Origin of the sequence: Plantibacter sp. Leaf314 (assembly GCF_001423185.1) — a bacterium.
GTDB lineage: Bacteria > Actinomycetota > Actinomycetes > Actinomycetales > Microbacteriaceae > Plantibacter.
Genome location: NZ_LMOB01000001.1, coordinates 1,327,248 through 1,348,978 on the forward strand (window position 1 = coordinate 1,327,248; position 21,731 = coordinate 1,348,978).

Below are 21,731 nucleotides of genomic sequence, written 5' to 3' on the forward strand. Positions count from 1 at the left end.
ACACCGGGCCGCGATGCCCGGCAAGCTCGCCGAGCACGCGGCACTCCCGTCCGACGCGATTCAGGTCTGATTCATATCCGACGGAAACGGTCCCCTCAGCTCCGCGCGATTGAGTGGGACTCACAACAGACACTTGTCGGATCAACGCCGATCCCGCGACGCCGCTCCCCCACGGCGCATCCCCCGGAAAGGCACCATGCCAGAGCAGCTCCCCCATGCCCAGCGCGACGACACACGTGCCCACTCGCCGCTCCGTCGCCTCTCGGCCCGATACCGCGGCCTGCCCCTCCGCGGACGCCGCGTCGTCGCCGGTGCTGCCGCCGGTGCCGCCCTCCTCCTCGCCACCGCGGTCATCGCGCCGCTCGCGGCGAACGGCTCCGGCTCGCCTCGTTCAGGCGCCGCCGCGCAGCCGAACGGTGATGCGGCGCTGTCGGTCCCCGCGTCGACCGTGAACGCCACGGCGGTCACGGCGATCTCGGAGACGGCCGGCCCCGTGGCCGGCGGCAGCACCGTCACCGTCAGCGGAACCGACGTGGACGGCGTCACGCGCGTCGTCTTCGGAGCGCAGGACGCCGAGATCCTGTCGGCGACGAGCACCGAGGTGACGGTCGCTGTGCCACCTGCCTCGGACTTCTCCCCCGCCGACGTGGGGATCGCCGTGTACGCGGACGAGCTCCGGATCGATGGAGACACCCTGAGCTACCGCTACGACATCATGAGCCCGGTCGACACGCAGATGGCCTACGTCTTCGCACACTGGGACGACTACAACCTCGCCGAGTACGGCTCACTTCCCGACACCGACTGCGCGAACTTCGCCAGCCAGAGTCTCATCGAGCGCGGGTGGACCATGGACGAGGACTGGTGGGCCGAGGGGACGGGCGAGGACTTCGACTTCTCGAAGGCCTGGGTCAGTTCCACGTTCTTCATGAACTACCTGGAGGGGCGCCCGGACCTCGCCACCGCGCTCGACGACACCCAGCGCGACCAGGTCAAGGTCGGCGACATCGTGCAGTTCGACTGGGACAACAGTGGCGACCGGGACCACACGGGCATCGTGTCCCGCGTCGAGATCACGGACGCCGGAACCCAGGTGTACTACGCCGGGCACACCGACGACACCGACTACCGCACCGTCGACGAGGCCATCACCGTCCTGCACCCCGGCGCGGACGTGTACTACTGGAGCATCGCCTAGCCGGAATCCGGAAGCCGGGCCACGGTCTCAGGCGGGGAAGAGCGTGGAGACGATCGTCTGCGTCCAGCCGGTGATGGACGTGTTCGACCAGCGGGTCGCGATCCACGTGCCGTCGCGGAGGAAGTGGCGCTCCCCGTAGGTGCCGGCGTCCTCGGTCGTCTCGGTGAAGCACATCGTGCCACCGGTCTCCTCGGAGCAGGTGAAGCCGGCCTCGTTCATCCGCGCGATCGCAGCGGTCTGCGTGGCGGCGTCGACCACGAGCACGTTCGTCTCGATCCCGAGGTCGCCACCACCGCTCGACTTGCCGAGGATGCAGTTGAGGCGGTCGGTGTTCGCCGAGATGACGGCCACGAGCGCGTTGTCGTTCGACCCGATGAACTCCGTCGCGAGATCCGGCTGTGCCCACGCCGGGTTGAGCTCGAGGATCCCGCCCTCGGTCACCGAGTCGATGTAGCCGGCGGGGAAGAGCTGCGTGCAGTCGGTCGGTCGCACGGGCGCGGCGGGCACGGCGTCCGTCGCGGTCGGCGCCGGAGTCGGCTCCGCGGTGGCCGTCACGGTCGGCGTGCCGGTGGCGTCCGTCGCGGGCGTACCGCCCTGACCGACGACGAGGAGGCCGATGACGACGACGAGCGCGATCACGAGCACGGCGGCCAGCACGCTCAGCCAGATGACGAGGGGGTTCCGCTTCCGCTTCGGCGCCGGTGCGCCGTACCGGATGTCCGGCTGCGCCGCTGCCGAGTCCGGTTCCAGGGGCTGGAACGAACCGGTGGGCTGCTCGGGCTGATCGCTCATCCCCTCAGCATGTCGGCCCCGGCCCGCCCGCACAACTCGGGTGTCCCCCACAACGGCGGAAGGCCCGCCCTGCATGATGCAGGGCGGGCCTTCCGGTTGAGTCGTTCAACCCCTAGTTGTAGTTCCCGGGGGTGAAGTCGTCGGAGCTGAAGCTGTCGAAGTCGACGAAGCTCAGGTCGGACTCGTTGAACGCGCCGTCCTCACCGAAGATGCGGTTCGGGTAACGCTCCGCCTTCGCCTCTTCGGTGGCCTCGACCGTCACGTTGCGGTAGCGCGCCAGGCCGGTACCGGCCGGGATGAGCTTACCGATGATGACGTTCTCCTTGAGGCCGACCAGCGGGTCGCTCTTGCCTTCCATGGCGGCCTGCGTGAGGACACGCGTGGTCTCCTGGAAGGAAGCGGCCGACAGCCACGACTCGGTCGCGAGGGAGGCCTTGGTGATACCCATGACCTCCTGGCGAGCCGACGCGGTGCGACGACCCTCCGACACGGCCGAGCGGTTGAGCTCGGCGTAGCGCAGGCGGTCGACGAGCTCGCCGGGCAGCAGGTCGGTGTCGCCGTGGTCGACGACGGTCACCTTCCGCAGCATCTGGCGCACGATGACCTCGATGTGCTTGTCGTGGATCGGGACACCCTGCGAGCGGTACACGCCCTGGACGCCACCGACGAGGTGCTTCTGGACCTCGCGGACGCCCTGCACACGCAGGACCTCCTTGGGGTCGACCGCACCGACGTGGATCTTCTGACCGAGCTCGACGTGCTGTCCGTCCTCGACGAGGAGGACCGCACGCTTCAGCACCGGGTAGACGACCGGCTCGTCGCCGTTGTCGGGCGTCAGGATGACCTTGCGCGACTTGTCGTTCTCGTCGATCGTGATGCGACCGGCGGCCTCGGCGATCGGGGTCGCACCCTTGGGGGTGCGCGCCTCGAACAGCTCCTGCACGCGGGGCAGACCCTGCGTGATGTCGTCTGCCGACGCGGAACCACCGGTGTGGAAGGTACGCATCGTCAGCTGGGTACCGGGCTCACCGATCGACTGGGCCGCGATGATGCCGACGGCCTCGCCGATGTCGACGAGCTTGCCCGTGGCGAGCGAGCGGCCGTAGCAGGCTGCACACACACCGACGGTCGACTCGCAGGTCAGGACCGAGCGCACCTTGATGTTCTCGACACCGGCCGACACGAGCTTGTCGATGAGCACGTCACCGACGTCCTCGCCGGCCTCGGCGACGACCTCACCCTTCGGGTTGACCGCAGCGGCGGCCAGCGAACGGGCGAACACGGAGTTCTCCACGTTCGGGTCGCGCACGAGCTCACCCGAGCTGTCGGCGTTCGCGATCGCGAGCTCGAGACCCTTGGTCGTGCCGCAGTCGTCTTCGCGGATGATGACATCCTGCGAGACGTCGACGAGACGACGCGTGAGGTATCCCGAGTCGGCGGTACGGAGCGCCGTGTCAGCCAGACCCTTACGGGCACCGTGGGTCGCGATGAAGTACTCCGCGACCGACAGTCCCTCACGGTAGGAGGAGATGATCGGGCGAGGGATGATCTCACCCTTCGGGTTGTTCACCAGGCCTCGCATACCCGCGATGTTGCGGATCTGCAGCCAGTTACCACGAGCACCCGACGACACCATGCGGTTGATGGTGTTGTCCGCCGGGAAGTTCGCGCGCATGGCCTCGGCGACCTTCTCGGTGGCCTCCGTCCAGATCTTGATGAGCTCCTGACGACGCTCGGCATCCGTGGTCAGACCCTTGTCGAACTGGCTCTGGACCTTGGCGGCCTGCTTCTCGTAGCCCTGGACGATCTCCCGCTTGTTCGGCGGGGTCAGGACGTCGCTGAGCGCAACGGTCACACCGGAACGCGTCGCCCAGTGGAAACCGGCGTCCTTGATGTTGTCGAGCGTGGCCGCGACGACCGTCTTCGGGTACCGCTCCGCGAGGTCGTTGACGATCGAGGACAGCTTGCCCTTGTCCGCCACGTCCTCGACGTAGGGGTAGTCCGCCGGCAGCGCCTCGTTGAAGAGTGCGCGACCGAGCGTGGTCTCGACGAGTGCGACGCCGGAACCCTCGTAGCCCTCGGGCCCCGTGCCTTCGGCGAACGTCACGTCGGTCAGACGGATGCGCACCTTGGCGTTGAGGTCGAGCGAGCCCTGGTCCTTCGCGAGGATCGCCTCGGCGACCGACGAGAAGGCACGACCCTCACCCTCGACACCCTCCTTGAGGGTGGTGAGGTGGTGGAGGCCGATGATCATGTCCTGCGTGGGCAGGGTGACCGGGCGGCCGTCGGACGGCTTCAGGATGTTGTTCGACGCGAGCATCAGGATGCGCGCCTCGGCCTGGGCCTCGACGGACAGCGGGAGGTGGACAGCCATCTGGTCGCCGTCGAAGTCCGCGTTGAACGCGGCGCACACGAGCGGGTGCAGCTGGATGGCCTTGCCCTCGACGAGCTGAGGCTCGAACGCCTGGATGCCGAGACGGTGCAGCGTGGGCGCACGGTTCAGCAGCACGGGGCGCTCGCGGATGATCTCCTCCAGCACGTCCCAGACCTCGGGACGGCTGCGCTCGACCATGCGCTTCGCGGCCTTGATGTTCTGAGCGTGGCTCAGGTCGATCAGGCGCTTGATGACGAACGGCTTGAAGAGCTCCAGCGCCATCTGCTTAGGCAGACCACACTGGTGCAGCTTCAGCTGCGGGCCGACGATGATGACCGAACGGCCGGAGTAGTCGACGCGCTTGCCGAGGAGGTTCTGGCGGAAACGACCCTGCTTCCCCTTCAGCATGTCGCTGAGGGACTTCAGGGCGCGGTTGCCGGTACCGGTGACGGGGCGACCACGGCGACCGTTGTCGAACAGGGCGTCGACGGCCTCCTGCAGCATCCGCTTCTCGTTGTTGACGATGATCTCGGGAGCCCCGAGGTCGAGCAGACGACGCAGACGGTTGTTGCGGTTGATCACACGACGGTAGAGGTCGTTGAGGTCGGAGGTCGCGAAGCGGCCACCGTCGAGCTGCACCATCGGACGGAGCTCCGGCGGGATCACGGGGACCACGTCGAGCACCATCGCGGCCGGCGAGTTGCCGGTGATGAGGAACGAGTTGACCACGCGCAGACGCTTGATGGCGCGGATCTTCTTCTGACCCTTGCCCTCCGCGATCTGGTGGTGGAGCAGCTCGGACTCGGCGGCGAGGTCGAAGGACAGCAGGCGCTTCTTGACCGCCTCGGCACCCATGTAGGCCTCGAAGTACAGGCCGAAGCGGTCCTGCAGCTCGTGGAACACGGAGTCCTCGGGCTTGAGGTCGCCGACCTTGAGGTTGCGGAAGTCCTCCCAGACGCGCTCGAGGTGAGCGATCTGCTCGTCGTAGGACTTGCGGGTCTGGCTCATCTCCTTCTCGGCGGCGTCCTTGGTGCGACGCTTCTGCTCGCTCTTGGCGCCTTCCTCCTCGAGGGCGACGAGGTCGTCCTCGAGCTTCTTCAGGCGGTCTGCGATGCGCGAGTCGCGCTGGTCGCCGAGCGTCTTGATCTCGAGGCGGAGCTCGTTCTCAAGGCCGGGCATGTCCTGGTGACGTGCGTCCTCGTCCACATCGATGACCATGTAGGCCGCGAAGTAGATGACCTTCTCGAGGTCCTTGGGCGCCATGTCCAGCAGGTAGCCGAGGCGCGAAGGGACACCCTTGAAGTACCAGATGTGCGTGACCGGGGCGGCGAGTTCGATGTGGCCCATGCGCTCACGGCGCACCGACGACTTCGTGACCTCGACACCGCAGCGCTCGCACACGATGCCCTTGAAGCGGACCCGCTTGTACTTGCCGCAGGCGCACTCCCAGTCGCGGGAAGGACCGAAGATCTGCTCACCGAACAGACCGTCCTTCTCGGGCTTGAGGGTGCGGTAGTTGATGGTCTCGGGCTTCTTGACCTCTCCGTGCGACCAGGCACGGATGTCGTCTGCGGTGGCCAGACCAATGCGAAGCTCGTCAAAAGTTGTGACGTCGAGCAATGTATCTCCTATGAAAGGTTTCGTCAGTCTCTACAGTGGTCAGGCTTAGATCTCGTCGATGGACGACGACTCGAACCTGGAGGAAATGTTGATCCCGAGCTCCTCGGCGGCGCGGAAGGCGTCGTCGTCGGTGTCGCGCAGGCTCACCGCGGTGCCGTCGGCCGAGAGGACCTCGACGTTCAAGCACAGCGACTGCATTTCCTTGATGAGCACCTTGAAGCTCTCGGGGATACCCGGCTCCTGGATGTTCTCGCCCTTGACGATGGCCTCGTACACCTTGACGCGGCCGAGGATGTCGTCGGACTTGATGGTCAGGAGCTCCTGGAGCGCGTACGCGGCTCCATAGGCCTCGAGGGCCCAGACCTCCATCTCACCGAAGCGCTGTCCACCGAACTGAGCCTTACCACCGAGCGGCTGCTGCGTGATCATCGAGTACGGACCCGTCGAACGCGCGTGGATCTTGTCGTCCACGAGGTGGTGCAGCTTGAGGATGTACATGTAGCCGACCGAGACCGGCGCCGGGAACGGCTCGCCGGAGCGGCCGTCGAACAGACGGGCCTTTCCGGAGGAACCGATCAGGCGGTCACCGTCGCGGGTGACGTTGGTCGAATCGAGCAGACCGGCGATCTCCTCCTCGGAAGCGCCGTCGAACACCGGGGTCGCGACCTTGGTGTTCGGCTCCGCCGAGTGGGCGGCCGCGGGCAGCTTCTTCGCCCAGGACGGCTTGCCCTCGACGTTCCAGCCCTGCTTCGCGATCCAACCCAGGTGGATCTCGAGGACCTGGCCGAAGTTCATTCGACCGGGGATGCCGAGCGGGTTGAGGATGACGTCGACCGGCGTGCCGTCCTCGAGGAACGGCATGTCCTCGACGGGCAGGATCTTCGCGATGACACCCTTGTTGCCGTGACGGCCGGCGAGCTTGTCGCCCTCGGTGATCTTGCGCTTCTGGGCGATGTAGACGACCACACGCTGGTTGACGCCCGAGCCGAGCTCGTCGTCGCCGTCCTGTGCGTCGAACACCTTGACCGCGATGATCGTTCCGGCTTCACCGTGGGGCACCTTCAGCGAGGTGTCGCGGACTTCGCGGCTCTTCTCGTTGAAGATGGCGCGGAGCAGGCGCTCCTCGGCGGAGAGCTCGGTCTCACCCTTCGGCGTGACCTTGCCGACGAGGATGTCGCCGGGGCGGACCTCGGCACCGATGCGGATGATGCCGCGCTCGTCGAGGTCCTTGAGCAGCTCCGGGCTGACGTTCGGGAGATCACGGGTGATCTCCTCCTTGCCGAGCTTGGTGTCGCGCGCGTCGACCTCGTACTCCTCGATGTGGATCGAGGAGAGGATGTCGTCCTTCACCAGGTTCTGGCTGAGGATGATCGCGTCCTCGAAGTTGTGACCCTCCCACGTCATGAAGGCGACGAGGAGGTTCTTGCCGAGCGCGAGCTCGCCGTTCTCCGTGGCGGGGCCGTCGGCGATGACCTCGCCGGCCTCGATGCGTGCACCCTCGGAGACGATGACGCGGTTGTTGTAGCTCGTGCCCTGGTTGGAGCGGTCGAACTTGCGCAGGTAGTAGGTCTGCGTGCCACCCTCGTCGAGCTGGATCGTGACGGACTCTGCCGACACCTCCTGCACGACGCCGGCCTTGTCGGCCGTGACGACGTCGCCGGCGTCGATGGCCGCATAGCCCTCCATACCGGTACCGACGAGCGGCGAGTCCGACATGAGGAGCGGGACGGCCTGACGCTGCATGTTCGCACCCATGAGTGCGCGGTTCGCGTCGTCGTGCTCGAGGAACGGGATGAGCGACGTCGCGACCGACACCATCTGGCGCGGGGAGACGTCCATGTAGCCGATCTCCTCGGACGGGATGAGGTCGACCTCGCCGCCCTTCTTCCGGGCGAGGACGCGGTCCTCCTGGAAGTGGCCGTCGCTCTTCAGGGGAGCGTTGGCCTGCGCGACGATGAAGTTGTCCTCTTCCATCGCGGTCAGGTAGTCGATGTCCTCGGTGACCCGGCCGTCGACGACGCGACGGTACGGGGTCTCGATGAACCCGAACGAGTTGATCCGCGCGAACGATGCGAGCGAACCGATCAGGCCGATGTTCGGGCCTTCCGGGGTCTCGATCGGGCACATGCGTCCGTAGTGCGACGGGTGGACGTCTCGCACCTCGACGCCTGCACGCTCACGCGACAGACCACCGGGGCCGAGCGCCGAGAGACGACGCTTGTGGGTCAGACCAGCGAGCGGGTTGTTCTGGTCCATGAACTGCGACAGCTGCGAGGTTCCGAAGAACTCCTTGATCGCGGCGACGACGGGGCGCACGTTGATCAGGGTCTGCGGCGTGATCGCCTCGATGTCCTGCGTGGTCATGCGCTCGCGGACGACGCGCTCCATGCGGGACAGGCCGGTGCGGACCTGGTTCTGGATGAGCTCGCCGACGGCGCGGATGCGACGGTTGCCGAAGTTGTCGATGTCGTCCGTGTCGAGACGGAGGTCGACCGGCTTGCCGTTGCGGACACCCGGGAGGGTGGCCGTTCCGCGGTGGAGGGCGACGAGGTACTTGATCGTGGCGACGATGTCGTCGTTCGTCAGGACGGAGTCGCTGAGCGGCTTGTCGAGTCCGAGCTTGTTGTTGATCTTGTACCGGCCGACCTTCGCGAGGTCGTAGCGCTTCGAGTTGAAGTAGAAGTTGTCGAGGAGCGCACGCGCGGCCTCGGCAGCGACCTGCTCGCCCGGACGGAGCTTGCGGTAGATGTCGCGGAGCGCGTCCTCCTTGGTGAGGATCGTGTCCTTCTCGAGGGTGAGCTCGATGGACTCGTAGCCCTTGAACTCCTCGAGGATCTCCTCGCTCGTCATGCCGAGTGCCTTGAGGAACACGGTGACGGACTGCTTGCGCTTGCGGTCGATGCGGACGCCGACCTGATCGCGCTTGTCGATCTCGAACTCGAGCCAGGCACCGCGGCTCGGGATGACGCGAGCGGAGAAGATGTCCTTGTCGGAGGTCTTCTCCTGAGCCGACTCGAAGTAGACGCCCGGGCTGCGGACGAGCTGCGAGACGACGACACGCTCGGTGCCGTTGATGATGAAGGTACCGCGCTCCGTCATGAGCGGGAAGTCGCCCATGAAGACCGTCTGCGTCTTGATCTCACCGGTGAGGTGGTTCATGAACTCGGCCTCGACGTAGAGCGGGGCCGCGTAGGTCTTGCCGCGCTCCTTGCACTCGTCGATGGAGTACTTCTCGGGCTCGAGGTACGGGTTGGCGAAGGAGAGCTGCATCGTCTCGCCGAGGTCCTCGATGGGAGAGATCTCCTCGAAGATCTCGTCGAGGCCGCTCTTCGTCGGCAGGTCCTGCCGGCCGGCCTGGGTGGCTTCAGCGACGCGTGCCTTCCACACGTCGTTGCCGACCAGCCAGTCGAAGCTTTCGGTCTGCAGAGCCAGGAGGTCTGGAACCGTCAGCGTGTCGGTGATCTTCGCGAACGAGAGGCGGGATGCTCCGCGGCCGTTCTTGGGTGAGTTGGTGGTTGCGTTGCGCGCAGCAGCCAAGGGGATAACCTCCGGAGGCCTGTTGGGGGCCGAGTTACTGGTCGTCAGTGGAGTTACTCACCAGAAAGGAACATGTGGCGGGTTGAACCCGCACACCAGCCGACCGCAATATGAAGGCATAGAGATTCTGGGAGCGCAAAGAACAACTATATGCCGGAATCTGCGGCGTGTCTACTGTTTCCTTGACGAGTTTTCGACTTTCCGGTATAACCGCCGGACCGACCCCGCTGTCGCCCTCAGGTCCGACTGAACCGCACCCGCTGGCCGGGCCGCAGCTGCGCCAGGAGGTCGCGGTCCGCCGGCCGCACGACCGCGATGACGGGGTATCCGCCGGTGACTGGGTGATCGGCGAGGAGGATGGTCGGCAGACCACTCGGCGGCACCTGCACGGCACCCGCGACCATGCCCTCGCTCGGCAGCTCGCGGCCCGGGTCCCTTCGTTGGAGCGGCGTCCCGTCGAGGCGCATCCCGATCCGATCGGCGTCGGCCGTCACGGTCCAGGGTTGCTCGACGAACCGCCGCAGCGCCTCGTCGTCGAACCAGTCCGCGCGTGGTCCCGGCGTGACCCGCACGAGCCGCTCCCCGGCGTCCGGTCGCGTCCAGGGGGCGATGTCGAGCACCGGGATGCGGCGGCGCGGTGTCGGCAGGACGGTGAGTCGATCGCCGGTGGCGACCGGCTCGGGGCCGAGGCCGGCCAGGGTGTCCGTCGATCGCGAGCCGAGGAGCTGCGGGCCGTCGAAGCCGCCCCGGACGGCGAGGAGGGAGCGCAGGCCGTGCGTCGCCGCGCCGAGCTCGAGCCTGGAGCCGGCCGGCACCAGGACGGCCCGGTGCCCGTCGACCGGGCGGCCGTCGACCGTGATCGGGCCCCAGGCGCCGGTCACCGCGACCCACAGGTCGACGTCCGGGACGGCGGCGAACGGGCCCAGCACGATCTCCAGCGCCGCACGGCCCTCCGGGTTGCCCACGAGGCGGTTGGCGAGGCGCAGCGCTCCGCGATCGAGCGCGCCGGACGCACCGACCCCGAGCGAGGCCGCACCGGGGCGCCCCAGATCCTGGAGTGTGGCGGACGGCCCGGCGGTCTCCACGAGCAGCGTCCCGCCCATCATGCGGTGACCCGCACGAAGCGCACCCGGTCCCCGGGGACGAGCCGGGCCGGTGGGTCCGCCGCGGTGTCCCACAGCACGGTGTCGGTGCGCCCGATGATGCGCCATCCACCGGGCGAGGACCGGGGGTAGACCCCGCCGAACGCCCCGGCCAGTGCCACCGCACCGGCGGGGACGGCCGTGCGCGGCACGCTCAGCCGCGGGACCTCGAGTGGCCACGCGGCTCCGCCGACGAGGTAGGCGAAACCGGGCGCGAACCCGCTGAACGCCACGGTCCAGACGCAACCGGTGTGCCGCGCGACGAGCCCGTCGGCGTCCATCCCCAGAAGGGCCGCGGTCTCCAGGAGGTCGGCGCCGTCGTAGCGGACCGGGATGACGACCTCCGGCCGATCCGATGCCCCTGCGGCGGATGCGATCGCGTCTCCCCCGTCCGGCCGCAGCACCCGTTCCGCCGTCGTGTGCAACCAGGCGCCGACCGCGGCGAGCGCCGGGCCCCGCGCGTCCGTCACCGCGAGCACGGTCCGGGCGGCGGGCACGAGGTCGACGAGACCGTCAGGACGTGCGGCGGCGAGCGCCCGGTGGACGAGGAGGACGTCGTCGAGCGATCCGAGTTCGAGGAGGACCGCCTCCTCCCCCATCGCGCGGAGGACGGGACCGCCTGAGGTGTCCGCGGTCACCACGGTGCGACCAGCTCGACGCCGTCCGCCACGAGGGCCGCCCTGACCGCCGCCGCCATCGACACGGCTCCGGGGGTGTCACCGTGCACGCAGAGTGAGGCGGCTTCGAGTTCCCGTTCGACGCCGTCGACCGTGGTGATCCGACGGTCGAGGACGAGGGTGACGGCGCGGCGGGCGGCCTCCGTCTCGTCGGTCAGCAGGGCTCCCGGCTGATCACGTGGGACGAGCGAGCCGTCCGAGCGGTAGCCTCGGTCGACGAAGGCCTCCGCGACGAACCGGAGCCCGGCGGCTCGGACCTCCCCCTCGATGACGGAGCCCGGCATGCCGAGGACGGGGAGCGACCGCCCGAGCTCCTCGGAGGCCGCGAGCACCGCCCGCACGACCGCCACCGCCTGGACCCGATCGTGCGCGATCCGGTTGTAGAGGGCGCCGTGCGGTTTCACGTACGCGAGCCGGGGTCCGTCGCCGTCGACCTCGCGGACCTCGTCGACCGCCCGGCCCAAGGCCCGCAGCTGCTCGAGGACCTCGGCTTCGAGCACCTCGGGCAGGACGTCCCGGTCGCGTCGGCCGAAGCCCGCCTCGTCCCGGTAGGAGGGATGGGCGCCGAGGGACACCGCGCTGGCCGTCGCGCGACGGACGGCGTCGCGCATGGACGTGTCGTCGCCGGCGTGGAAGCCGCAGGCGATGTTCGCGCTCGTGATCAGGGCGAACATCGCGTCGTCGTCGGCCGTCGACGCACCGCGCCAGACCTCCCCGAGATCGCTGTTGAGGTCCACCTGGGCCACGGCCGCACCCTTCCCGCTCCGCCTCGTGCTGTCGCGGGAAGTCTAGGCTGGGGGCATGGACGAGGCACAGGTACGACTCGGCGTCAGCGGTTACCTGGCCAGGATCGAGGCCGACCGCTTCGTGCCCGGCACCTACCAGCTGGTGGTCGACGGCACCCCGCAGTCCCACGTCAACCTCGACCAGCCCGAGGAGCTCTTCTTCGAGTACGTCCAGCGCATCGGCCACATCATCGACGAGATCGCCGACCCCGGTCAGCCGATCACGGCCGTCCACCTGGGCGCCGGCGCGCTCACGCTCCCCCGTTACGTGGAGGCTACTCGGCCGGGATCGCGCCAGCAGGTCGTCGAACTCGAGCGGGAACTCATCGACCTCGTGCGTGAGCACCTGCCCTGGTCGAAGCGGGCGCAGATCCGGGTCCGCTACGGCGACGCTCGAGAGATCGTCGCGAAGCTGCCCCCGGGCCTCCGCGGCACGGTCGACCTCGTGGTCGTGGACATCTTCAGCGGCGCGAACACGCCGGCACACGTGACGAGCACGGAGTTCTACGCCTCGGCGGTCGAGCTGCTCTCGCCGACCGGCGTGATCGTCGTGAACGTCGCCGACGGTCGTGGCCTCGCCTTCGCCCGTGGGCAGGCCGCCACCCTGTCGGCGTCGGTGGCGCACGTGGCCGCACTGGCGGAGACGCAGATCCTCAAGGGACGGCGGTTCGGCAACGTCGTCCTCGTCGGCTCGAACACCGCCCTCCCACTCGACTTCCTGCCGCGACTCCTCGCCGCCGGGCCCCACCCGGCGAAGGCGGTCGCGGGCGCTGAGCTGCGTGCCTTCATCGCGGGTGCGCAGGTCGTGACGGACGGGACCGCCGTCCCCTCCCCGAAACCCGCCCAGGGCATCTTCCAGACGAAGGGCTGACCATGGCCAGCACGCAGACGCCGACACGACGGGGCCTGCGTGCGCCCGCCGCGCTCACCACCCTGTTCGCCGCCGCGCTGGCACTCGTCGCCTGCACGGAGGCCGAGCCCCGCTCGCCGGGCACGGCGGCGCTCTCCCCTTCCCCCGTGCCGAGCGAGTCGGCGTCGGCGCCCGCGGATCCCGTCGGGCCCGTCGCACCGACCGGTGCCGCCACCACCGTCGTCGGCGGCCTGGAAGCGCCCTGGTCGATGGTGAGGCTCCCCTCGGGAAGCACGCTCGTGAGTCAGCGCGACGCCGGCGACATCCTCGAACTCGTCAGCGGCGGAGACGTCCGTCAGCTCGGTGTCGTCCCGGGCGTCGCCGCCGGCGGGGAGGGTGGGCTGCTGGGCCTCGCCGTGCTCACCCCGGAGCCGTCGACCGAGGACAGCACGTGGGTCTACGCCTACCTCACGACGGCCTCCGACAACCGCATCGTCCGGATGCCGCTCACGGGCGAGGCCGGCTCGTATGCCCTCGGCGCGGTCGACGAGGTGCTCGTGGGCATCCCGCGTGCCGGCAACCACAACGGCGGGCGCATCGCGTTCGGCCCGGACGGCATGCTCTACGCGACGGCCGGTGACGCCGGAGACCGGAACCTCGCGCAGGACGGCGACAGCCTCGGTGGCAAGATCCTCCGGCTCACCCCGGAGGGCGCGGTACCGGCTGACAACCCCTTCCCCGGCTCACCCGTCTACTCCTTCGGCCACCGCAACCCGCAGGGCCTCGCCTGGGATCGTGACGGCGGACTCTGGGCGAGTGAGTTCGGACAGAACACCTGGGACGAGCTCAACCGGATCACACCAGGCGGCAACTACGGTTGGCCGATCGCCGAAGGGATCGCCGGAGCGGACGGCATGATCGACCCGGTCGCGCAGTGGGCCACCGAGGACGCCAGCCCGAGCGGCCTGGCGATCGTCGACGACACGATCTTCATGGCGTCCCTCCGCGGTGAGCGTCTGTACGGGATCACCGACGGCGTGCACGTGCCGGCCGGGAGCACGACCCTCGTCGGCGTCGTGGACGCCGTCCCCTACCTCGTCGGCGAGTTCGGGAGGATCCGCGACGTCGTCGCCGGCCCGCCCGGGACGATCTGGATCCTCACCAACAACACGGACGGCCGCGGTTCACCGGGCGCCGACGACGACCGGATCGTCGAGCTCCCCCTCGAGCCGCTCGCACCGCGATGACCTGATCTCGCCACGCGGCGGGAAGGCCCGGTTCCTGCCCGGTGGTGTCGGTCGCCGGGGGTACCATCCAGGCATGGCAGAACTGAGTCGGGTCACGGCGTGGGCACAGGCCCTCATCGTGCTGCACCTCGACCCGGCGGTGTGGACGTTCGGATTCGACAACGCGAAGCGCCGAGCCGGTCTCTGCAACTTCACGACGAAGCGGATCACCGTCTCCCGGTACCTCGCCGCCCGCTACGACGACGACGAGATCCACCAGATCCTGCTGCACGAGGTCGCCCACGCGCTCGCCGGGGCGCGGGCCGGGCACGGGCCCAAGTGGCGCAAGGTCGCCGAGGAACTCGGCTACGAAGGCTCACGACTCCACGAGGGCCAGACCGCGGACGAGCTCGCGCCCTGGGTGGGCACCTGTCCGTCCGGACACGTCCTGTACCGGCACCGGCGCCCGAGCCGTGCCACCTCCTGTGGCAAGTGCTCGCGCTCGTACGACGAACGGTTCCTCCTCAGCTGGGTGCACCGCGAGGTCACCCCGGCGATGCGCCGTCGTGCGGCCGCGTTCGACGGTTCGACCCCGAACGACCCGGCCGTCGGCTCGTGACCGGCGACCCGGTCCCCGCCGACCGCTGGATCGCACTCCTGCGCGGGGTGAACGTCGGCGGTGTCACGATCCGCTCGGTGGAGCTCGCCGAGGTGTTCCGCTCGCTCGGATGCACGGAGGTGCGCACCGTCCTCGCGAGCGGCAACGTGGTCTTCACCGATCCCGGGCTCGCGCCCGCCGCGGCGACGACCGACACGCGGGGCGCACTCAAGCTCCGCATCGAGCAGGCCCTGGCCGACGCCTTCGGCTACGAGGCCTGGATCGTCCTCAGCCATCAGCGTGCGCTCGCGGACGTCGTCGGCGCCTATCCCTGGGCGGAGACCGAGCAGGTCCAGCCGTACGTCATGTTCTCCTCGGAGCAGGCCTCGCTCGACGCCCTGCTGGCGTTCGCCGAGACGGCCGGAGATCAGCCCGACCGGGTCTCCTCCGGCGACGGCGTCCTCTACTGGGAGGTCCCGAAGGGCTCGAGCACCGACACCGCGTTCGCGAAGGAGTCGTCGAAGGCCCGGTTCAAGCCGCACGTCACCACGCGCAACCTGCGGACGCTGCGCAAGCTCCTCTGAGCCTCCGCCGCAAGCCCCAACGAGCTGCCTCCTGGTGGCGTACGCTGAATTGATCAGCTAGCTGCACAATTCTGGAGGCACGCGTCATGACCGGTACCGAACGACCCACCACCGCGGACCGCATCCGGCAGAGCGCCGTGGCCGTCAGCGCGGTCCTCGCGATCATCGGCTCGTACCTCGGGTCGGGCGCCGCCGGTGGCACGCAGATCCAGAACGCCGCGAACGGAGCCCTGAGCGCCTCGTCGACCCCGATCGCCCCCGACGGGCCGGCGTTCTCCATCTGGGGTGTCATCTACCTCGGGCTCGTCGCCTACGCGGTCTGGCAGTTCCTGCCCTCGCAGACGAGCCGCGAGCGCCACCGTCGTCTCGGCTCCTGGGTCGTCGCGAGCCTGCTGCTGAACGCGGCGTGGATCCTCGTCGTCCAGGCGGGGTTCCTGGTCCTCAGCGTGTTCGTGATCGTCGCGCTCCTCGGCGTCCTGGCGCGCATCTTCGTGATCGTGCTCCGCACCCGGCCGAGCGGCGTGGCCGACGCGATCATCACCGACGGCACGATGGGCCTCTATCTCGGTTGGGTGTGCGTCGCGACGGCGGCCAACCTCACCGCGGCGCTCGTCGGATCAGGGATCGGCAGCGCCGACGGGCCCGCCGCCGGCGTCTGGGCGATCGTCGTCCTCGCGGTCGCCGGCGCGGTCGGGGTCGTGCTCGCGGTCGTCGGTCGCGGACGCCTCGCCCCGATGCTGTCGCTCTGCTGGGGCCTCGCGTGGGTGGCCGTCGGCCGCTTCACCGGTGAACTCCTGTCGACCGAGGCGGGGGTCGCGGCGTCGATCGCCGCGGTCGTGGTCGCCGTCGTCACCGTGGCCGTCCGGGTCACCCGCGGACGCGACCGCGCAGCACTCGTCGACGCCTGACCAGCTGCAACTCGGTGGCCGCGGCCGGCTACTCGCCGGTGCGGCCGTCGAGCAGTTCGCGGAGGACGTCGAGGTGGCCGAGGTGCCTGGCGGTCTCCTCGATCATGTGGAGCTCGATCCACCGCAGGGTGAACCGTTGGTCGTTGCCGCGACAGAGGTCGTCGAGGCCGTACCGGGACGCCACCTCGCGGGACTCCGCACACGCCGCCTCGTAGTCCGCGATGATCTCGGCAAGGCTGTTCTCGGCCGTCACCCGCCACTCGCCGTCGGGGTCGTCGTCGGTCCACCGCGCAGGCACGCCGGACTGGCCGTCCATGTCCTCGCGGAACCAGCTGCGCTCGACATCGGCGAGGTGTCGGATGACGCCCGAGACCGTCGTGATGCTCGGCAGCAGTCGTTTGGCCGCGAGCTCGTCGGTCAGTCCGAGCGCCTTCCAGACGATGCTGGCGCGCTGCAGATCGAGGAAGCCCTCGATCGTCTCGCGCTCCGCGCCGCGCTCAGGCGGTTGCGGGCGGTCGCCCCAGTCGGCCATCAGTCGACGACCGTGACCTCGTTCCCGAAGGCGACGTAGCCGGAGAAGTCCTTGCCGACGCGGTCGAACGCGGTCGGGTATGGGGTCGGGTACGACCAGGCGACATCGGGCTTGACCTCGCCACCGTCGGTGACGCCCCAGTACTGGGCGTCGCCCTTCCACGGGCAGTGGTACTGGGTGTCGGTCTCGACGAAGCGCTCCCGGTTGAGGCTCGACGGCGGGAAGTACCAGTTGCCCTCGATCTTGATGAGCTCCGATTCGGGGGCTTCGGCGAGGACGGTGGTTCCGAGGAGTGCGCGCATGGCCAGAGACTACGCCCGGAACACGGCTCCGTCCAGGACCGGGACGACGCTTGACACGTCGACCTCGCGCGCGGCCTGCACGTGCTGCGGGTGGCCGGACTGGGCGAGCTGCTGGGCCGTCGCCGACGCCGACAGGAGGTGACCGACGCCGTTGCGCAGGCCCTCGAAGGCGGCGGCGGCGGCAGCGGCCTCCGGCGAGGTGAAGTCGATGCCGCGGAGCCCGAGCGCCTCGATCACGGCGCCGGCACCGAAGAGGTCCTCGACGGCGAACCGCGTCTCGGCCGTGTCGTCGAGTTCACCGACCGCGATGACGACGATGCTCGTGCGCCGACCGAGTTCGGCCTGCTTCGCGATGATCCAGTCCGCGACGGCCGAGCGGTTGCGGAGGCACGCCGCGACGACCGTCGCACCGGTGTCTGCGAGGAGCGCGGCGATCTGCGCCGTCTCACCGCGGTCGTCGAGCTCGGAGGCCGCGACCGTCTCGCCGGCGCTCAACCGCTGCTCGAGGGAGGTCGTGGCGTGCAGCACGTCCACGACGACTGCGACGTCCGCCGTCTCGACCCGGCCTGCTCCCGCGACGCCCCAGTCGAACCGGACCTGGTACTTGGTCTGGGCGAAGGGCGGGTGGACGGGCGGCGGTGTGGCGGCTGCGATACTCACCCGTTCATCGTATCCAGCCGCCCCGATCCACCCCACGAGTGTTGCGTCCGAAGACCGCTGCGGGCGGGCCGCCAGCGCGGTGCGCTGACGCGAGCGCGGGCCACCGGACGTGAGCGCGGGTCTCCAGAGGGGTGCGCTCACGCGTGCGACCCGCGGTGACGTCAGCGCACCGCGCTGGCGCCAGGAGAGAAAGGGTCAGCGGGAGGCGGTGGGGAACCGACGGTCGTCGGGGTGGGGCGGGCGCATCTCGGTGCGGATGAGTTCGAAGTCGTGGCGGCTGAGCTCGATGAGGCCACGCCGGAGCTGGATGCCCCAGTCACGGGTGAAGCTCGTGAAGTCGAGGAGCGCGAGCATCGGCCGGATGGGCGTCTCGACGGCGTCCGGGTACCAGTCGACGCTCCGACGCCACGGACGCCAGTCCGCACCGTCGGGTCGCGGCACCGCCGCCTGATACACGGTGTCGTCGGCGATCCGCCCGATCGCCGTGAACGCCTTCAACGGCTGACCGTCCGGCGTGCTGACGCGCGGCGAGTAGTACACGATCCCGTCGGACTCGCGCATCTGCTCGAGACCACCGCGCTGCCCGTGGTTGATCTGCAGGAAGCCGTGCCGGACACCGAGGACGACGTGATCCCGCTGGATCACGCCCAGCCAGTACCGGATCGCCATAGGCACAGTCTTCCCTACCCGCGCCTCCCCTGCCGCCGCCGGGCCGCGCGTGCGACACTGAGGGCATGCGCGTGATGCTGAAACTCGTCCTGGACTGTGATGTCGACGTCGCCTGGCGGGCGCTCCGCTCCCCGGCCGTCCTCCGGGAGCTGTACAGCCCGATGATGGGGCTCGAGGCGCTGGACGCCGCCGGCTTCCCGACCGTCTGGGAACCGGGAGCGCACCGTGTCCGGGTCAAGGCCGCCGGCGCCGTCCCGCTCGGCGACCAGATCATCGACCTGGAGTTCCTCGAACGCCGCGACGGCACCCGCATCCTCCACGACCAGGGCGACCCGATCACCGGGCCCCTGAGCAAGCTCGCCGGCTGGGACCACCAGATGGCCGTCTCGCGCGACAAGCACGACCCGACGAAGACGCTGTACCGCGACCGCCTCGTCATCACCGGCGCCATCGCCCCGCTCTACTGGTACCCGCTCTGGGCCACCTGGCAGTGGCGCGGTGCCCGCATCAAGGCGCTCGCACCCACCTGGGCGTACGACCCGCCGCTCCCCGGCGACGTGGAGGACGACGAGGTCGGCGCCACGGTCGAGGGGGCCGTCTAGCCCCACGGCACGGCCCGGCGATCGGGCCGTCAGCGCGCCGACGACCCGACCGACCACGCCACCGGGGCTACGCCGTCGCGGCCTCGCCCCACTGCTTCGATGCGCCGGCGGGAGCCACCGCCGCGGGGATCCCGACGGCGTCGCTGCGCAACACCGCCGGCAGGAAGCGGTCCGGCATGTTCTGGAAGGCGACCGGCCGCAGGAAACGGGTGATCGCCGCAGTCCCGACCGAGGTGCTGGAGTCGTTCGTCGTGGCCGGCCACGGTCCGCCGTGCTGCATGGCCGGCGTGACGGCCACACCGGTCGGCCATCCACCGAAGAGCACCCGACCGGCGTGGGCCGAGAGCTGTCCCACGAGCTCCACGAGGTCGTCGCTCGTCTCCTCCGCGCCGGCGTGCAGCGTCGCGGTGAGGTTGCCCTCGCAGAACTCCGCCACGAGCGGCGCGAGCGGGGCGCCGGCCGGGACCTCGACGAGGATCGACAGCGGCCCGAACGCCTCGTCGAGCAGCCGGTCCCGGCCGTCCCGCAAGGCGTCGACGGACACGGCCACGATCGTCGGGGTGGCCCAGCCGTCACCGTCGGCATCGATCCGCAGCGAGCCCTCCGCGATGACGCGGACACCGGGGGTGCTGAGGATCGTGTCGCGGCGCTCGCCGTATCCGGCGGTGATGCGGTCGTTCAGGAGACGGTGCTCCGGCACGGCCTCGGCCGTGGTCCGGATCGTGTCGTCGAGGCCCGCGGCCTCCGGCAGGTAGACGAACCCGGGCTTCGTGCAGAGCTGTCCAGCCGAGCCCGCGACGCTCCCGACGAACCCCGTCGCGATCGCCTCGCCCGACTCCTCCACCGCCTGCCCGGTGACGAAGACCGGGTTGACGCTGCCGAGCTCGCCGAAGAACGGGATCGGGACCGGCCGTGCGGCGGCGATGTCGGCGAGGATGCGCCCGGCGCGGAGGGACCCGGTGAAGGAGCCCGCGCGCACCCGCTCGTCGCGCAAGGCGGTCACGCCGGCGTCCTGGCCGACGATGGTCTGGAAGACGCCGTCCGGTGCGCCGCTCGCCCGCAGGGCGTCCTCGACGACGGCGGCGGTCGCGAGCGAGAGCCCGGGGTGCCCGTCGTGGACCTTGAGGACGACCGGACAGCCGGCCGCGAGGATCGCCGCGGTGTCGCCGCCGGCCACTGAGAAGGCGAACGGGAAGTTGCTCGCGGCGAAGTTCAGCACCGGACCGAGCGGGACGAGCACGCGCCGCAGCTCGGGACGCGCGCCGAGGGCGAAGTCGGGGTCGGCCTCGTCGATCCGGACGTCGAGGTACGAACCGTCGACGACGGTGTCGGCGAAGAGGCGCAGCTGCACAGCCGTGCGCAGGAGTTCTCCGCGCAGGCGCGCCTCGGCGAGACCCGTCTCCCGCATCCCGACGGGGATGAGGTCGTCGGCGTGCGCGAGCAAGGCGTCCGCGACCGCGACGAGCGCCCGGGCTCGGGTGGCCGGCGGCGTCGCGGCCCACGCCGGTGCGGCGGTCGCAGCGCCGGCCAGCACGGTCTCGAGCTGCTCGGCGGTCGTCTCGGTGGCGGGGGTGGGGGKGGGGGKGGGGGTGGTCGACATGTGATCCTCCGGGATCGTGGAGCGGGTCAGAACTGGAAGCCGGTCGGGAACGGATCGGCGGGGTCGAGCAGGTACGAGCCCATGCCCGTGACCCAGGCCCGACCCGAGATGGTGGGGATCACCGCCGGTCGGCCCGCGACCGTCGTCTCGGCGATGAGGCGGCCGGTGAACCGGCTGCCGATGAAGGACTCGTTGACGAAGTCCTGGTGGAGCGGCAACTCGCCGCGAGCCCAGAGTTCGGCCATGCGTGCCGAGGTGCCGGTTCCGCACGGGGAGCGGTCGAACCACCCGGGGAAGATCGCCATCGCGTGCCGGGACAGCACGGCGTCGGAGCCCGGCGCGATGAACTCGACGTGGTGGCAGTGGTCGAGCCCCTCGATCTCCGGGTGCACTGGCGGTGCCTGCTCGTTGATCGCGGCCATGATCCGCAGGCCGGCGTCGAGGATGTCCTGCTGCCGGTCGCGGTCGAACGGCAGACCGACGGCGTCGAGGTCGACCATGGCGTAGAAGTTGCCCCCGAAGGCGAGGCTGTAGGGCACGGTGCCGAGCCCCGGCACCTCGATGACTGCGTCCAGGCGCTCGACGTAACTCGGCACGTTCTCGAGGGTGACCCGGTCGGCGTGACCGTCGCTCACGTCGACCCGGGCGATCACGAGCCCGGCGGGGGTGTCGAGCCGGATCGTCGTCACCGGCTCGACCACCTCCACCATGCCGGTCTCGACGAGGACCGTGGCGACCCCGATCGTGCCGTGCCCGCACATCGGCAGGCACCCGGACACCTCGATGTACACGACTCCCCAGTCGCAGTCGGCGCGCGTCGAGGGCTGCAGGATCGCGCCGCTCATCGCCGCATGACCGCGCGGCTCGTTCATGAGGAACAGCCGGAGGTCGTCCAGGTGCTCCATGAAGTGCAGCCGCTTGTCGTTCATCGTCGCGCCGGGGATCACGCCGACCCCGCCGGTGACGACGCGGGTCGGCATGCCCTCGGTGTGCGAGTCGACCGCGCTGATCATGCGGGAGGACTTCATCGGGTGCTCCTCGGTGCTCGGGTGTCCAGGTGCTCGGCGTTCGGCGC

General features: G+C 69.7%; 19 protein-coding genes. 7 read left to right on the top strand and 12 right to left on the bottom strand.

The genetic code is table 11. From position 1 onward, the window contains the following. Nucleotides 1-196 precede the first annotated feature (196 nt). Nucleotides 197-1,198 (top strand): amidase domain-containing protein, encoded by a 1,002-nt coding sequence (locus tag ASF68_RS06235; RefSeq protein WP_056008234.1) that lies wholly within the window; start codon nt 197-199, stop codon nt 1,196-1,198. A 27-nt stretch (nt 1,199-1,225) separates the two neighbouring features. Here ASF68_RS06235 and ASF68_RS06240 read toward each other — a convergent pair whose 3' ends face one another. The 6 genes from ASF68_RS06240 to ASF68_RS06265 all read right to left on the bottom strand — a co-directional run bounded on the left by ASF68_RS06240 (nt 1,226) and on the right by ASF68_RS06265 (nt 12,086). Further along, on the bottom strand, nt 1,226-1,990 hold the full coding sequence (locus ASF68_RS06240) for a hypothetical protein (RefSeq protein WP_056008238.1): 765 nt from the start codon (nt 1,988-1,990) through the stop codon (nt 1,226-1,228). Nucleotides 1,991-2,102: 112 nt separating this feature from the next. After that, entirely contained in the window at nt 2,103-5,984 is a 3,882-nt protein-coding gene (locus tag ASF68_RS06245) for a DNA-directed RNA polymerase subunit beta' (RefSeq protein ID WP_056008241.1), read from the bottom strand. Between the two features lie 45 nt (nt 5,985-6,029). Next, the gene (gene rpoB / locus ASF68_RS06250; protein ID WP_056008244.1) at nt 6,030-9,521 is read right to left on the bottom strand and encodes a DNA-directed RNA polymerase subunit beta; all 3,492 of its coding nucleotides are present in this window, start codon (nt 9,519-9,521) and stop codon (nt 6,030-6,032) included. A 236-nt stretch (nt 9,522-9,757) separates the two neighbouring features. Beyond that, nucleotides 9,758-10,627: a biotin-dependent carboxyltransferase family protein gene (locus ASF68_RS19170; protein WP_369796421.1), complete on the bottom strand. Its 870-nt coding sequence runs from the start codon at nt 10,625-10,627 to the stop codon at nt 9,758-9,760. Next, complete coding sequence (locus ASF68_RS19175) at nt 10,624-11,304, bottom strand: allophanate hydrolase subunit 1 (protein ID WP_235526760.1); 681 nt, start codon at nt 11,302-11,304, stop codon at nt 10,624-10,626. The genes ASF68_RS19170 and ASF68_RS19175 overlap by 4 nt, the downstream gene beginning before the upstream one ends. Next, nucleotides 11,298-12,086 (bottom strand): 5-oxoprolinase subunit PxpA, encoded by a 789-nt coding sequence (locus ASF68_RS06265; protein ID WP_056008250.1) that lies wholly within the window; start codon nt 12,084-12,086, stop codon nt 11,298-11,300. The genes ASF68_RS19175 and ASF68_RS06265 overlap by 7 nt, the downstream gene beginning before the upstream one ends. 55 nt (nt 12,087-12,141) lie before the next feature. Between ASF68_RS06265 and ASF68_RS06270 the strand changes: the two genes are divergently transcribed. From ASF68_RS06270 to ASF68_RS06290, 5 genes are all read left to right on the top strand, one after another. After that, on the top strand, nt 12,142-12,996 hold the full coding sequence (locus ASF68_RS06270) for a spermidine synthase (RefSeq protein ID WP_056008252.1): 855 nt from the start codon (nt 12,142-12,144) through the stop codon (nt 12,994-12,996). 2 nt (nt 12,997-12,998) lie between these two features. Next, nucleotides 12,999-14,222 carry a sorbosone dehydrogenase family protein gene (locus ASF68_RS06275; protein ID WP_056008255.1) on the top strand — a complete coding sequence of 408 codons (1,224 nt, stop codon included), beginning with the start codon at nt 12,999-13,001 and terminating at the stop codon, nt 14,220-14,222. Between the two features lie 73 nt (nt 14,223-14,295). Beyond that, nucleotides 14,296-14,820, top strand: coding sequence for a SprT-like domain-containing protein (locus ASF68_RS06280; RefSeq protein ID WP_056008258.1), 525 nt, complete (start codon nt 14,296-14,298; stop codon nt 14,818-14,820). Continuing rightward, nucleotides 14,817-15,383 (top strand): DUF1697 domain-containing protein, encoded by a 567-nt coding sequence (locus tag ASF68_RS06285; protein ID WP_056008261.1) that lies wholly within the window; start codon nt 14,817-14,819, stop codon nt 15,381-15,383. Before ASF68_RS06280 ends, ASF68_RS06285 begins: the two co-directional genes overlap by 4 nt. A gap of 86 nt (nt 15,384-15,469) precedes the next feature. Beyond that, nucleotides 15,470-16,291 (top strand): TspO/MBR family protein, encoded by an 822-nt coding sequence (locus ASF68_RS06290; RefSeq protein WP_056008263.1) that lies wholly within the window; start codon nt 15,470-15,472, stop codon nt 16,289-16,291. Nucleotides 16,292-16,319: 28 nt separating this feature from the next. On the opposite strand, the gene ASF68_RS06295 is transcribed toward ASF68_RS06290, so the two are convergent. The 4 genes from ASF68_RS06295 to ASF68_RS06310 all read right to left on the bottom strand — a co-directional run bounded on the left by ASF68_RS06295 (nt 16,320) and on the right by ASF68_RS06310 (nt 18,454). Next, entirely contained in the window at nt 16,320-16,823 is a 504-nt protein-coding gene (locus ASF68_RS06295; protein WP_056008266.1) for a DinB family protein, read from the bottom strand. After that, complete coding sequence (locus ASF68_RS06300; RefSeq protein ID WP_056008269.1) at nt 16,823-17,125, bottom strand: DUF427 domain-containing protein; 303 nt, start codon at nt 17,123-17,125, stop codon at nt 16,823-16,825. The genes ASF68_RS06295 and ASF68_RS06300 overlap by 1 nt, the downstream gene beginning before the upstream one ends. Before the next feature lie 9 nt (nt 17,126-17,134). Further along, entirely contained in the window at nt 17,135-17,785 is a 651-nt protein-coding gene (locus ASF68_RS06305; RefSeq protein WP_235526761.1) for a 2-phosphosulfolactate phosphatase, read from the bottom strand. A 195-nt stretch (nt 17,786-17,980) separates the two neighbouring features. Continuing rightward, a complete protein-coding gene (locus tag ASF68_RS06310; protein WP_056008271.1) occupies nt 17,981-18,454 on the bottom strand; it encodes an EVE domain-containing protein in 474 nt (157 codons plus the stop codon). Between the two features lie 65 nt (nt 18,455-18,519). Here ASF68_RS06310 and ASF68_RS06315 point away from each other — a divergent pair, with 65 nt between their 5' ends. Then, the gene (locus ASF68_RS06315; protein WP_056008274.1) at nt 18,520-19,056 is read left to right on the top strand and encodes a hypothetical protein; all 537 of its coding nucleotides are present in this window, start codon (nt 18,520-18,522) and stop codon (nt 19,054-19,056) included. Between the two features lie 67 nt (nt 19,057-19,123). On the opposite strand, the gene ASF68_RS06320 is transcribed toward ASF68_RS06315, so the two are convergent. Further along, entirely contained in the window at nt 19,124-20,656 is a 1,533-nt protein-coding gene (locus ASF68_RS06320) for an aldehyde dehydrogenase (NADP(+)) (protein WP_056008277.1), read from the bottom strand. Between the two features lie 26 nt (nt 20,657-20,682). Continuing rightward, entirely contained in the window at nt 20,683-21,684 is a 1,002-nt protein-coding gene (locus ASF68_RS06325; RefSeq protein ID WP_056008279.1) for a proline racemase family protein, read from the bottom strand. Nucleotides 21,685-21,731: the final 47 nt, after the last annotated feature.

Bases quoted from the DNA above. Each gene is read 5' to 3' on its own strand.
- ASF68_RS06235 (WP_056008234.1), top strand. From the start codon at position 197: ATGCCAGAGCAGCTCCCCCATGCCCAGCGCGACGACACACGTGCCCAC.
- ASF68_RS06240 (WP_056008238.1), bottom strand. From the start codon at position 1,990: ATGAGCGATCAGCCCGAGCAGCCCACCGGTTCGTTCCAGCCCCTGGAA.
- ASF68_RS19170 (WP_369796421.1), bottom strand. From the start codon at position 10,627: ATGATGGGCGGGACGCTGCTCGTGGAGACCGCCGGGCCGTCCGCCACA.
- ASF68_RS06270 (WP_056008252.1), top strand. From the start codon at position 12,142: ATGGACGAGGCACAGGTACGACTCGGCGTCAGCGGTTACCTGGCCAGG.
- ASF68_RS06275 (WP_056008255.1), top strand. From the start codon at position 12,999: ATGGCCAGCACGCAGACGCCGACACGACGGGGCCTGCGTGCGCCCGCC.
- ASF68_RS06280 (WP_056008258.1), top strand. From the start codon at position 14,296: ATGGCAGAACTGAGTCGGGTCACGGCGTGGGCACAGGCCCTCATCGTG.
- ASF68_RS06290 (WP_056008263.1), top strand. From the start codon at position 15,470: ATGACCGGTACCGAACGACCCACCACCGCGGACCGCATCCGGCAGAGC.
- ASF68_RS06295 (WP_056008266.1), bottom strand. From the start codon at position 16,823: ATGGCCGACTGGGGCGACCGCCCGCAACCGCCTGAGCGCGGCGCGGAG.
- ASF68_RS06300 (WP_056008269.1), bottom strand. From the start codon at position 17,125: ATGCGCGCACTCCTCGGAACCACCGTCCTCGCCGAAGCCCCCGAATCG.
- ASF68_RS06310 (WP_056008271.1), bottom strand. From the start codon at position 18,454: ATGGCGATCCGGTACTGGCTGGGCGTGATCCAGCGGGATCACGTCGTC.
- ASF68_RS06315 (WP_056008274.1), top strand. From the start codon at position 18,520: ATGCGCGTGATGCTGAAACTCGTCCTGGACTGTGATGTCGACGTCGCC.
- ASF68_RS06325 (WP_056008279.1), bottom strand. From the start codon at position 21,684: ATGAAGTCCTCCCGCATGATCAGCGCGGTCGACTCGCACACCGAGGGC.